This is a genomic window from Aquimarina penaris (genome assembly GCF_040786285.1).
In the GTDB taxonomy this organism is placed as follows: Bacteria; Bacteroidota; Bacteroidia; order Flavobacteriales; family Flavobacteriaceae; genus Aquimarina.
Genome location: NZ_JBFMKQ010000003.1, coordinates 502,806 through 514,953, shown reverse-complemented (window position 1 = coordinate 514,953; position 12,148 = coordinate 502,806). Strand labels below are relative to the sequence as shown.

The window sequence follows — 12,148 nt, the reverse complement described above, 5'->3', positions numbered from 1 at the left end:
AAGTTTTTATCGACTTTTTTAATTCTTGTTATTGATCAATTTATCAATTCAATAGTTTTTGTATTTCTTCAATCTATATTGGTTTTATCAACTTAGCAGGAAGAAATTACAAGTAGAATAATCAATAATGCACAAATAAATCTCATCTATTGTATGGTCACCGCGTTTTCTTGGGGTAGTTTTGATATTGTACCACCACTATAAGTTATAGTCGTTCGATACACACTATTTATATCAATAGTACTTTTCAAATTTGGATATAAAGTCACATAAACGTCATACACATCCCTATCGGTTTTGGCAGAGAAATGTATCCGATAGATTTGCTTTTTATCGTTTTTTATGATTTTAATTTCATCCGGTTTACCATTATATTCAATGGCCGCATCTGCCCTGTTATAATTGGTAGCAATTCGTTGTTCTCCAAAATAAGGTAGATACATAGAAATACTGTCACCGTGCATTTTCAAATAGTTTGGATTTCCAACCAAATTTATATTACCAATACTACTTCCTGGTGGGAGCAATCCGCTATTGGCAAGATTAGAAATACTAGCCGTAACCAAGGGATTTGCCCATACTGATTCTATCTGAAATGTTTTTTTAGCAACAATTTCATCAAGCGCCTTTATCTGTGCCTCGGTTACTACTGCCCTTTTTGTACCACTACAGCTTAGCAACAAACAAAAACCAAAAATCAAAAATATTATTTTCTTCATTTTATATAATAATACACTTTAAAACAACGATATATTTTAAAATTTCTTTTTTTAATGTACAAAATTTAAATACACTATTGCCTTTTTTAACGTATGATTAAGGTTACCCTCTACTAAACTCTTTTTATTCTCTAAAATTTTAGCTTCCCTTTTACTGAAAATGAATTTGGACTGGAGAACGGGGACAAATAGGTAGGATTAATATCGAAATCCTTTTGTGCTTCAATAGAAAGATATGGGTTTACATCATATCCTAATCCATTGATTACCCTGTATTGTGCAGGAATATCAGGAATAGGTAGTTGATCTGTATAGACAACCTTGGTCAATTCTATCTCACCACCAGAAAAAATATATACGCCGTTAGACACATATCGTTTGGCTAATAATGCTGATTTAAAAACGTTTACGATCGGATAAACGTCATACTGCCCTCGTACTTCGAGAAAGAGATTAGAACTAACCCTATAGCTAATGGTATACCTAGAATGTTGTTCTGGATTTGATGGTTCCATATATGAAACGCCATCAGTGATCAACCTTGGTTCTTGTGCCTCTATCTTATCAATACATATAATAACCAAAAACAATGCAATCATAAAGGCCAAAAATTGATGTTTCCCCGAAGATCTTAATGTGTGACTTTTTTTCATTGTTTTAGTTTTGGTTGGGTTCAATTAAAAGACGTTGTAAAAAAGGATGCGTTACAGGTTTGATTTTTTAATCATTAATCTTGAATACTTATAATTTGTATTTTGTATCCTTGTAAGACCATTGTCACTATATCAATAAGTAGCTATTCAAATTAGAACATTATGCCCTTTCGAATAAGAAACTTAAAATTTCTTTTTAATCAAGTTGATATTTCAAGTATTATTCTCTTTAGAATTGCTTTTGGTGCTATTATGCTTGTCGAAGTTTTTCGTTATTTCGATCATCGTTGGATTTCACGTTATTGGATTAATACTACTATTAATTTTCCGTATTGGCCATTTTTGTCGTTAAAACCACTTGAGGGAGATGGTATGTACTACCTTTTTATAGTTTTAGGAATACTTTCAATTTTTATAATGATAGGCTTATTTTATCGTGTTAGTATCTTATTATTCTTTATAAGTTTTTCGTATATGTTCTTACTTGAACAAGCACGATATCTAAATCACTTTTATTTAATTGTTTTATTGAGTTTTGTAATGTTATTTATTCCTGCTCATAAAAACTTCTCATTAGATGCATTATGGCTTAAGAATATACGCTCTAGATATATACCTTTATGGTATGTATGGCTATTGCGATTTATGATAGGCATACCCTTCTTTTTTGGAGGCATTGCTAAAATAAATCCTGATTGGCTGGCTGGTCAACCGCTACAAATGTGGTTAGCAAACGATACCGATTTTCCGTTAATAGGTCATTTATTTACAGAGCATTGGATGATTCTTATCATGTCGTATTCAGGATTGATTATAGATGTACTGCTTGTCCCGTTACTACTGTATAAAAGAACAAGAGTTTGGGCTTTTTTAGTAGGAGTTACGTTTCATTTAATGAACTCTAAACTATTTGAAATTGGTATTTTTCCTTGGTTTATGATCGCTTCTACTACGCTGTTTTTTCAACCCAATTGGCCAAGATTAGTGATACATTCTTTACTCAGAAAAAAGGAAACATATAAAGAAAGTATTCAACAATCAGAAACTACAGTACTATCAAGAAAACAAAAGTTTCTTTTGGCTGTATTGGGCTTCTGGGTACTTATAATGATTGCAGTCCCTCTGCGACACTTTTTAATTCCAGGAAATGTAAATTGGACAGAAGAAGGCCATAAATATTCATGGCATATGAAATTAAGGTCAAAGAAAGCTAATGGAGTGTTTATTGTTAGAGATAAAGATGGTCGTTTCGCCGATACTTTAGATTTGAAGAATAATCTACCTAAATGGCAATATAGAACGGCAATCGCAAGACCGCCTATTATTTGGCAACTCGCCAATGTATTAAAAAAGGATTATGCGCAACGTGGACACGATGTATCTGTTTATGCGGATATTAAAGCACGACTTAACGGAAGACCGTATCAACAATTTATAAATCCTGAAATAGATATATCAGCAGAACCTTTTCCTGTTTGGAAAGCTGATTGGATAGTACCATTATCTACGCCACTGCCAAAGAAAAGGTCACTAATTAAAAAGCGTTAAGTTCTATACGTAATTTTAAAAATCCGTAAAAGAGTAGTTTGTAAGATCGCTATCTTCGAAACTCATGTAATACCTTCTTCTCCATCTCTAATATCATCCGGTGCAAATAACTCACCATTACCAGCAATAGCAAATTGATCTCTCTTAGAACCATATCCAAAGTTAGAAGATCGTCGGTATTTGTTCTGAAAGTCGGCAAAGCGTCTCTTTCTAGAAGGCTTGTCTTTTTTATTCATAATTAAACTTTTTTGATTAATTACCTAAGTTGACGATCAATTTACTCTCTAATTTATTACTTTTTTTAATTTTACACTACACAAATACTGCACTTTATATTTATTTTATGAAATTAACTAATTCAAGACAGAATTGTAACTATTAACTTATAAGCTGTTGATCGAATTCAAAAATATATTTGAATAGTGGTTTAAAAAAGAGCTAAAAACCCCTTATTGTATAGTGTAAACACTGGTAAAAAATGATACCACGTCTCTAGAAAACCTTGGAATGATTCTTGATAATTTATACCTTTAAAAAAATTAATACCGTACCCCGCTATGAAAACTCTTCTAAATATTCTATTAGGTATCTTTATTGTCCAAGGATTTTGTCAAGGTATTACTACCGATAGTTATGTGACACCTGCAACAAATCCTAACCTCAATTATGCATTGATCAATGATTTTAAAGGAATAGATTTTGATAAAAAAAACTCTAAAATATCTTTTGATTTTATATCAGAAGATACTTCGGGCACTATAGGTGGGTTAGATTTTAGAATTGATTTTAATCCCAATGATACCGAAAATGCACTTTTTAAAGGTACGGCAGAGATTAAAACACTAGATACAGGTAATTTCTTGCGTGATGGCCACTTGATGTGGGAGAAATTTTTTCACAAGAAGAAATACCCTAAAATAGCTTTTTCAAGTAAACAAGTCGTTGCTTTTGAGAATAATACTTTTAAGGTAATTGGAGATCTAACGATCAAGGGAATCACCAAAGAAGTTATCATTACGTTTACCCTGGATGATAAAAAATTATCTGGTAAAACAACAATACACACCAGTGATTATAGTGTAAATATTCATGATGAACGAGAAAAAAACGAGCTTAATATTCAGTTTTACTTTCCGATTCTCAAATAAAATAAGCAGCACTTTTTTAGCACTGCTTTTATTTTTTAAACCTAGGTAATTTCTTATATTTTATTACCGTGAATATCTAATTCGGTAACTATTTTATTGAGTTTTTTAACTTCTTGTAACTGAGTTACCTTATCACCAACCACCAAATAGATCATTTTATTTTCTTTAATATACTTAGAAATAATTGATTTAAATGCTAACTCACTCATTGCAACAAGCTCTTTCTGATCATCTTCAATAAATGAAGCAGACTTATTATATTTACTCATCTCTCTTAAGATCTTTAGCTTATCATTCAATCCTTCATAATTTCGAGTGCTTCCCTTCAGGATTTTTGCTTTAGTAATTTCGGCATCATCTTCATCAAAATTCTCTGCATAGGTTGAGATCATTTCTTCAATAATTTTGAGTGATGGTAACGTTGCATTGGCACGTACACTTGTTGCTACAAAAAACGGAGAGATGTTCTCTTGTGATCTAATTCTTGAATAGGCTCCATACGTATACCCTTTCTGGATTCGTAATGTTTGGAATAATCTTCCGCTGGTTCCTCCTCCCAAAACCTCATTGGCATAATCTAAATTATTAAACTCTGGGTTTGTTGCCGACAATGCTAATTTACCAATAAAAATTACGGATTGTTTAGCTCCAGGAACATCAATAAAATATAATTGATCTGTATGATCTTTTTGGGTAATGTTGACCTCGGGAATAGTTACTTCTTTTGTATTCCAATTTGATGTTAGTGAAGTTAAGGCTTCTTCTACTCTATCTTTATTGATGTTTCCAGCAATATGAAACCTCGCATTTTTAGAAGATAAATTATCATAATGCTTCTTTATATCATCTAAGGAAATGTTATTCAAAGTTTCTAACGTTCCAGAATTTGGTACTCCCAAAATATTTTCATCCCCATAGACCAATTTATTAAAATTGATTGAAGCAATAGCTTGCGGACTAGCTTCTCTACCTTTTAACCTTGTCTGTAGTGCTTGTCGTAAGCGCTTATATTCTTTCTCATCCCAACGTGGGTGCACCAGTATCTCTTCGACTAAAGTCAAAGTTTCTTCAAAGTTTTTGGCCAAGCAAGATGCTGTGATACGTATTTCCTCGGTGCTGCTAGAAACATCAATAGACGCTCCTATAAGTCCTATTGCTTCTTCTAGCTCTGCAGGAGTTTTTGTTACAGTTCCTTCCATCATCATACTTGCCAATAAACTGGAAATACCGGCTTTTTCAAGGGGGTCTAATAAATGCCCTCCAGGAACAGTGATATCAAAGTTTACTAAAGGTAATTCATTGTTTTCGATACCATACAATTTCATCCCATTTGCAACTGATCCGGTCCATACTTCTGGTGATTTTAAAAGAGGTAGTTCTCCAAAATCAGGTTCGCTTCTATCATATTTTGAAGGTGTTTTCTCGTATATGGCCTCTTGCCCTTGACTTACTTCCTCATTAGCAACATCTTTTTTAACTTCTTCAATCCATACTTTTGCTTTTTCGGACTCTGCTACGGCAAGATCTAATTGTTTTTTTGGTACTACACTAGTCATTACATAATGTTTTTCTTTGATGTATTTATGATATACATTCATAACATCTTCGCGTGTAACGGCCTTAGTTAACTTTACTGTTTCAGAAATATATCCTGGATCTCCTTTAAATTCATTATCTCGAACTAACTGAAAAGCTTTATTTAACACAGTACTAAACCCTTGATATAACTGAGTCTCAAGTTCTGCTTTAATTCTTTTAAGTTCATTATCAGAAAATCCATCTTTTTCAAAACGAGTTAAACCTTCATCTATCGCCAATTTAACACTGTCTAAGTCCTTATTTGTATTGGCACGTACTACAAAGGAAAATTCTCCTGCTATTTCATTTGACTGCTGAAAAACGACTGGTTTAGGTGCTAATTTCTTTTCTTCTACAATAACTTTATATAATGGGGATTTTTTACTTCCACTTAATAGCTCTGCTAAAATACTTAAGGCATACGTATCTTTATGATATTCTTCTACCGATGGAAATACCATTCTTAACTCTGGAAGTTTTGCAAAGTTATCCTCAAAATACAAGGATTTACTTCTTTCAAGAGTAACGGGTATGGGTTTCATAGGAGCTACTTCAGGTCCTTTTCTGATCTCACCAAACCATTGCTTAACCAATTCTTTTGTTTTGGTAATATCAATATCTCCCGCGATTACTAAAGAACCATTACTTGCACCATAATACTTCTCATAAAATTCTTTTACATCACTTAAGGTTGCGGATTGTAAATCGGGTAATTGCCCTATGGTCGTCCAACTATATGGATGTCCTTCTGGATATAGATTTTTTTTGATGATCTCTGATGTGTATCCATATGGGCGATTGTCATAATTTTGACGCTTTTCATTTTTTACAACCTGCTTTTCTCTTTCCAAAGCGGCATTAGTAACTGTATTGATCATATACCCAAAACGATCAGAATCAATCCAAAGGATTTTTTCAAAAGCGTCTTTTGGTACCACTTCATAATACACCGTTCCATCACTCCAAGTACCACCATTACGCTGCCCTCCCCATTCTGGTATTAATTTACGGTTGGCTCCCACTGGTGTATTTTCAGAATCATTAAAAGCCATGTGTTCAAAGAAATGAGCAAATCCCGTTTTACCAGGTTTTTCTCTACTAGACCCTACATGCATCATTGTTGCCACTGCAACAATAGGATCACTATGATCTTCATGAAGAATTACTTCCAGTCCATTTTCCAGAGTAAATTTCTGGTAATTAATTTTGAAATCTATTGTATTTTCAACCGTTGTTGTTTCTCGATCCGTATCAGAACAAGAATATGCTAAACTACTAATACAAACTACTAATACAATTTTTCTAAAAACTAGCATCTTGTGTATTGTCATTTTTAATTACTTATATAAATATCACTACAAACCAAAAATATGAAACACTATGTAAGAATTTCATAAAGTATTTGTAAAATCATCTATTCTAAAACAACTACTTAGTAACTAGTACAATCGCACTATACCTACCATGATGTGTTATAGAAAATTGAATATTCCCTTCTTTTTTATTGATATACGCCATCGGAATCCTGTTTACATCTTTTTGTATAGCTATAGATGTTGATATATTCAGTTCTTCAGCAATCAATCGCTTCAGGTTATCCTTTATATCTATTTCGCCATCATATATATTAGAACAACACTTAGTTCCTGACGTTTTAGCAACGCTATACACATAGTTTGTAGTGATCTCTGTTTGAAGATTATAAATATGATTATCAACAAGTACATGATCATCAGGTAAACATTCAAAATCCTTAGGATTGAATGTAGGAGATAACATAAAACGACGTTGGTGCGCCTTATATGTTGCCTCTTTCATACTCCAAAACTTCCATACCAGAATTTCAGGAGTTTTTGATGCAAGAATATATTTTTGTTCAGCGTTAGTATATATTTTTTGAAGCCAGCCCCTCCTACGCCAATTACTTTGTTTTCTGGCTAACTGAAGATCAACAATATCATTGCCCATCACTTTGATGCTAATTTATTTTCTATAACCTCGAGAGAAGCTTTTACAGTTAACATTTTTTCCATAGCATCATTATCAATCTCGATATCAAATTCATCTTCGACATCTAATACAACATCTACCAGATTGGCCGAATTAATTTCAAGATCTTTAATAAAATCAGTGTCTTCATTTAAATTTTCAAGTCCTTCTTGATTTTGCACATAGGGTCCTATGATTGTTTTTAGTTTGGATAGCAATTCTTCTTTTGTCATAAATATGTTTTAATACTTTTTAAAGATAACACAAGCATTTACATCTCCAAATCCAAAACTTGCTTTTGCGATAATATTCGGAGAAAAATTAATTGTTTTATCAGGAATACGATCCCCGGAAACTAGAGCCTCTATTTCGGGATGAAGATCTTCACAATTTATGTTACCGAAAATAAAGTTTTCTTTAAGTTGCAATACAGTCGCCACACTCTCTATACTTCCCGAAGCTGCAAGACAATGTCCTACCATACTCTTCAATGAATTGATATACGGAAATTCATTTCCTTTGCGATTCAATGCTTCAGACCAATTTTGTATTTCGGCACTATCTTTAGCGGTAGCTGTTAAATGACCATTAATCGCATCTATATCCTTTGCATGTATTTTTGCATTTTCTATTGCTTTCTTTATACAATATTGTACAGCTTCGCTATTGGGTGCTGTCATACTACCGCCATTACGTTGTCCTCCGCTATTAACACTTCCTCCTAAGATTTCGGCATAAATGATAGCCCCTCTCTTGTTAGCACTCTCTAGACTTTCGATAACCAAGGCTCCTGCTCCACTTCCGGGAACAAAACCACTGGCAGATGCACTCATAGGTCTTGATGCTTCTGCAGGATTATCATTATACTTATGAGGCAAAATGCGCATAGCATCAAATCCTCCCCAAACATAAGGCCCACTATCACTGGTGCTACCAGCAAGAATAATTTCGGCATTACCACTTGCAATGCGATCATAAGCCATCAAAATAGCTTCGGTACCCGTACTACAAGCCGATGAGTTTGTAGTTACTATATTTCCACTTCCTAGTATTCCTCCTAAAAAGGCGCTAATTCCACTTGCCATGGTTTGAATAACCGTAGTACTTCCTAATCGTCTTACGTTACCTTCATCTACCTTATAAATTGCTTCGCGAAATTTATCAACGCCTAGAATACCCGTGCCAAAAATAACACCGGCATCCCACAAAGGAACTTCAGAATTATTAATAGATAGTCCAGCATTTTTCCATGCATCAATACCTGCGATTACCCCATACTCCATACCAGAGGCATTTAATCCGCGCAGCTGAATATTACTGAAGTAATTATTTAGATAAGATTTATTATAATTCGGTAAACCAGCAACTTGACATGAAAAATTTAATTCCTTCAGCTGTTCAATATACTGTATTCCACTTGTTCCACTTTTAATTGCATTTGTAAATTCTGAAACGGACGTTCCATTTGGAGATACAACTCCTAAACCTGTTATAACCACTCGTCGCTTATCCATCACTTAACATCTTTAATGATTGAAGTAATTTCTTTCAGAGCTCTTTTCGCCTCTGGCATGATAGGTAAAATCGGCCATACATGAGGCATGTTTTTTCCAAGGATAACCTTAATTTCAACACCCTCTTGCCTCGCTTTATTAACAAATAATTCCTGATCGGGAGTAAAAATATCATACTCAGCACTAAACATATATATTGGAGGAAAGTTTTTAAGTGATCCATTAATAGGAGAAATTAATGGATCTGTTAACGGCACATCTCCCAACAACATTTTTTTGGCCGAGGACACCCCATTGCAACTTAAGATTACATCTAAAGGATCCATTTTTTTAATTTTTGAATTAGTAAGAGACGCATCTATTAATGGGCTAATTGGTATTAATCGGTTTGGAAGCTCGATATTTTCTTTCAATAATCGCTGAGTAAGAGTTAAAATTAGATTTCCCCCTGCAGAATCCCCAATAAGCACTATTTTGGAAGGATCATATTGCTTTATCGCTTCTAGGTAAGCTTTAAATATATTCTCTGTAACTTCTTTTATTTTGTATTCTGGTGCTTTAGGATAATCCACCATCCAAGCCGTGGCCTTTGCACCCTTAGCTAGTTTTGAAAGTGCTATCCAATTTTCTCTTGTTGGACCATAGACAAAAGCTCCCCCATGACAATAAAAAATCAATAGATCTCTATTTTTGTTCTTTGGTACAATACTAGTAATTGATGTCTCTCCTATTTTTTTAGTCTGAAATGTACTTCCCGACAATAACCACTTACTAGGATGAAGTATATTTTGTTTTCTCTTCTTTTTATAATCTATAGGATCCTGAGACCATGATTTCTTCTCTCCTTTTAATTTGAGAACCAATTTTACCAACCAAAAACCTAGGCTCATATTTTATATTTGTTTTTTAAATGCTACCCCTGCCACTACTCCTTTTGCCACCAAAACTTCGTCTGTATTATACATTGCGACATTACATTTTAATTTACTAAATCTGAAGTACACTTTTTCTGAAACCACAATAACTTTCTCTCCCGGAAAAACAGGTTTATAAAAATTTATTTCATTACTACTCATAGCAACACCTATGGTATCGCGATCCCATTTATCTTTTAAAAGATGAATCCCAAAACAGGCCATACCGATTTGTGCCATACATTCGGTGAGTATTACCCCTGGAGTCACGGGATTGTCTCTAAAATGCCCTTCATAAAAATATTCATCCTCTTTGAATGTGTATGAGCCCTTGATATGGTCATCATCAATCTCTAAGATCTCTTCTACAAACAGAAAAGGTTTACTATAGGGCAATTCTTGTATGATATCTGGTCTAATCAAAACTCTTTTTTTTAAAATGCACATCCGCTGGGCAATGGCCGCATGGTTTCTAATTGATTGGCAAAAGTTTTATCTAAAATGTTTTTCTGAAATCCGGTTTCAACATTACCCTTAAACACCTGATCACTATATCCACTAGTATTCATATGCACCCGAACATATACTACTTGATCTTTTTTAATGGTGACCGGGCTGCCAGATCGTACAAAAGGCTGTTCATTTACGTGACTATGAGCTAGAATTCTACGATATACTAAGTTCCCCTCTTCAGAAATTACTTCCCACCAATTTGCGTATTGATTACAACCTGTATCCGGGCTTTTAATCCCTACACTAAATGTATACTCATTTTCATCACCAGTAACAGAAACACTAATTACTTCTGCTATAGCACTCTCATTTGTATCAGGAATAGTAATTCCTCCCACATTATTATCCTCTTTGCACGAAAAAATATATAAAATCAAAGGGAACCAAAAAATAAGGATGTTTTTCATAGGCACCATGTTTTACAACAGTATCAAAGCATTTAACATTACTTAAATAGTAATTCTTGATTTAAAGTAATAGTTTTTCCATCGTCAAGAGTTACTTTTAACTTATTTTTTTGTTTTGCTATTTCTCTTTGAAACTTATGAATAGTACAAAAATCACTAAATTGAAGCTCATTAATTTTTAATACTTCTCTACCCCGTCTCACCCCTTCTTCCCAGGCTTTACTACCCACTATAACTTTGGCTGTGACCATTTTTTTGTTATCAAAAATGAAGAAACATCCATAGCTTTCTCGAGATTCATCAATACTATTTACCGAACAATACAACTTGTTATTTTTAGTACTCATAAAAACTGAATTATCTTGCCAGCTAGAGTTGCCAATTTTATTACTTTTTTCTGAAAAATCTACAATAGGACTTAGCTTCAACGACTTTGAACTGATTTCTGGAAGTTTTATAGTTATAGATTTTGTTGTATTCAAAATACCATTAAAATCGAAAAAAGTACTATATATTTCTTTTTTCGTATTGGCGTTTAGGTTTTTTATTACGTTTTTATACCCTATGTGAATATCAGAATTTGTAGCTCCTGTATCCACTAAAAATTTTACTTCCTTACCCAACAGATTAAAAAATGCTAATGGTCTCTTATCTTGATATTTAAAATCAATAGCATACATATTATGATCAATACCTTGCGGAAAAAAATCTGAGTCAAACATTACCAGGTATTGGTCTTTATAATTTATCAACCAATTAAAATGAGAAATAATATCCATACCTAAAACACCGTCAACCTCATAACAAGAAAATATCTCACTGTCTTTAGCTCCCAGAATTCTATGTTTTGTAATTTTGGCTGACGCAAGTTGAACCGTATCACTTTTATAATAACGTAATCTAAATTTTGATTTACTAGAAGAGGTTATTACTAAAGTTTTTTTTGTAGTCTTTAATTCGTCTTTTACCCAAGAATAGCCAATAGAATGTGTTGCTCCGGTATCAAAAATAAAATTTTTTTCCTGACCATTAAATTGGATAGGGACAATAATTAATCCCAAGTCATTTCTAAAAGGAATGGTATCACAAAATCTCTTTTGAGCCGAAAGATATATGCTAAAAAGAGAGATTAATACAAATAACAGCTTAGATTTCATTTAATTAT

13 protein-coding genes are annotated in these 12,148 nt (G+C 33.3%); 2 read left to right on the top strand and 11 right to left on the bottom strand.

What is annotated here, in order from left to right:
- Positions 1–146: 146 nt before the first annotated feature.
- Positions 147–719 (bottom strand): DUF4251 domain-containing protein, encoded by a 573-nt coding sequence (locus ABW637_RS16065; protein WP_367585739.1) that lies wholly within the window; start codon positions 717–719, stop codon positions 147–149.
- A gap of 131 nt (positions 720–850) precedes the next feature.
- Entirely contained in the window at positions 851–1,372 is a 522-nt protein-coding gene (locus tag ABW637_RS16060) for a hypothetical protein (protein ID WP_367585738.1), read from the bottom strand.
- Positions 1,373–1,534: 162 nt separating this feature from the next.
- Here ABW637_RS16060 and ABW637_RS16055 point away from each other — a divergent pair, with 162 nt between their 5' ends.
- Entirely contained in the window at positions 1,535–2,920 is a 1,386-nt protein-coding gene (locus tag ABW637_RS16055) for an HTTM domain-containing protein (RefSeq protein WP_367585737.1), read from the top strand.
- 62 nt (positions 2,921–2,982) lie between these two features.
- On the opposite strand, the gene ABW637_RS16050 is transcribed toward ABW637_RS16055, so the two are convergent.
- Complete coding sequence (locus ABW637_RS16050; RefSeq protein WP_367585736.1) at positions 2,983–3,156, bottom strand: hypothetical protein; 174 nt, start codon at positions 3,154–3,156, stop codon at positions 2,983–2,985.
- Between the two features lie 321 nt (positions 3,157–3,477).
- Between ABW637_RS16050 and ABW637_RS16045 the strand changes: the two genes are divergently transcribed.
- Positions 3,478–4,068 carry a YceI family protein gene (locus ABW637_RS16045; RefSeq protein ID WP_367585735.1) on the top strand — a complete coding sequence of 197 codons (591 nt, stop codon included), beginning with the start codon at positions 3,478–3,480 and terminating at the stop codon, positions 4,066–4,068.
- Between the two features lie 53 nt (positions 4,069–4,121).
- On the opposite strand, the gene ABW637_RS16040 is transcribed toward ABW637_RS16045, so the two are convergent.
- The 8 genes from ABW637_RS16040 to ABW637_RS16005 form a co-directional block, all read right to left on the bottom strand.
- Positions 4,122–6,977 (bottom strand): M16 family metallopeptidase, encoded by a 2,856-nt coding sequence (locus ABW637_RS16040; RefSeq protein WP_367585734.1) that lies wholly within the window; start codon positions 6,975–6,977, stop codon positions 4,122–4,124.
- Positions 6,978–7,074: 97 nt separating this feature from the next.
- Positions 7,075–7,614 carry a 4'-phosphopantetheinyl transferase family protein gene (locus tag ABW637_RS16035; RefSeq protein WP_367585733.1) on the bottom strand — a complete coding sequence of 180 codons (540 nt, stop codon included), beginning with the start codon at positions 7,612–7,614 and terminating at the stop codon, positions 7,075–7,077.
- Entirely contained in the window at positions 7,614–7,868 is a 255-nt protein-coding gene (locus tag ABW637_RS16030; protein ID WP_367585732.1) for an acyl carrier protein, read from the bottom strand. The genes ABW637_RS16035 and ABW637_RS16030 overlap by 1 nt, the downstream gene beginning before the upstream one ends.
- A gap of 9 nt (positions 7,869–7,877) precedes the next feature.
- Positions 7,878–9,149 carry a beta-ketoacyl-[acyl-carrier-protein] synthase family protein gene (locus ABW637_RS16025; RefSeq protein ID WP_367585731.1) on the bottom strand — a complete coding sequence of 424 codons (1,272 nt, stop codon included), beginning with the start codon at positions 9,147–9,149 and terminating at the stop codon, positions 7,878–7,880.
- A complete protein-coding gene (locus ABW637_RS16020; RefSeq protein WP_367585730.1) occupies positions 9,149–10,039 on the bottom strand; it encodes an alpha/beta hydrolase in 891 nt (296 codons plus the stop codon). Before ABW637_RS16020 ends, ABW637_RS16025 begins: the two co-directional genes overlap by 1 nt.
- A 3-nt stretch (positions 10,040–10,042) precedes the next feature.
- Positions 10,043–10,486, bottom strand: a complete 444-nt coding sequence (locus ABW637_RS16015; RefSeq protein ID WP_367585729.1) for a 3-hydroxyacyl-ACP dehydratase FabZ family protein — start codon at positions 10,484–10,486, stop codon at positions 10,043–10,045.
- 11 nt (positions 10,487–10,497) lie between these two features.
- Complete coding sequence (locus ABW637_RS16010; RefSeq protein ID WP_367585728.1) at positions 10,498–10,983, bottom strand: hypothetical protein; 486 nt, start codon at positions 10,981–10,983, stop codon at positions 10,498–10,500.
- A 38-nt stretch (positions 10,984–11,021) separates the two neighbouring features.
- Positions 11,022–12,140, bottom strand: a complete 1,119-nt coding sequence (locus ABW637_RS16005; protein WP_367585727.1) for a retropepsin-like aspartic protease — start codon at positions 12,138–12,140, stop codon at positions 11,022–11,024.
- Positions 12,141–12,148: the final 8 nt, after the last annotated feature.

Coding starts and splice junctions, on each gene's coding strand:
- ABW637_RS16035 (WP_367585733.1), bottom strand. CDS start 7,614: ATGGGCAATGATATTGTTGATCTTCAGTTAGCCAGAAAACAAAGTAAT.
- ABW637_RS16025 (WP_367585731.1), bottom strand. CDS start 9,149: ATGGATAAGCGACGAGTGGTTATAACAGGTTTAGGAGTTGTATCTCCA.
- ABW637_RS16050 (WP_367585736.1), bottom strand. CDS start 3,156: ATGAATAAAAAAGACAAGCCTTCTAGAAAGAGACGCTTTGCCGACTTT.
- ABW637_RS16060 (WP_367585738.1), bottom strand. CDS start 1,372: ATGAAAAAAAGTCACACATTAAGATCTTCGGGGAAACATCAATTTTTG.
- ABW637_RS16030 (WP_367585732.1), bottom strand. CDS start 7,868: ATGACAAAAGAAGAATTGCTATCCAAACTAAAAACAATCATAGGACCC.
- ABW637_RS16005 (WP_367585727.1), bottom strand. CDS start 12,140: ATGAAATCTAAGCTGTTATTTGTATTAATCTCTCTTTTTAGCATATAT.
- ABW637_RS16065 (WP_367585739.1), bottom strand. CDS start 719: ATGAAGAAAATAATATTTTTGATTTTTGGTTTTTGTTTGTTGCTAAGC.
- ABW637_RS16045 (WP_367585735.1), top strand. CDS start 3,478: ATGAAAACTCTTCTAAATATTCTATTAGGTATCTTTATTGTCCAAGGA.
- ABW637_RS16040 (WP_367585734.1), bottom strand. CDS start 6,977: ATGACAATACACAAGATGCTAGTTTTTAGAAAAATTGTATTAGTAGTT.
- ABW637_RS16020 (WP_367585730.1), bottom strand. CDS start 10,039: ATGAGCCTAGGTTTTTGGTTGGTAAAATTGGTTCTCAAATTAAAAGGA.
- ABW637_RS16010 (WP_367585728.1), bottom strand. CDS start 10,983: ATGAAAAACATCCTTATTTTTTGGTTCCCTTTGATTTTATATATTTTT.
- ABW637_RS16055 (WP_367585737.1), top strand. CDS start 1,535: ATGCCCTTTCGAATAAGAAACTTAAAATTTCTTTTTAATCAAGTTGAT.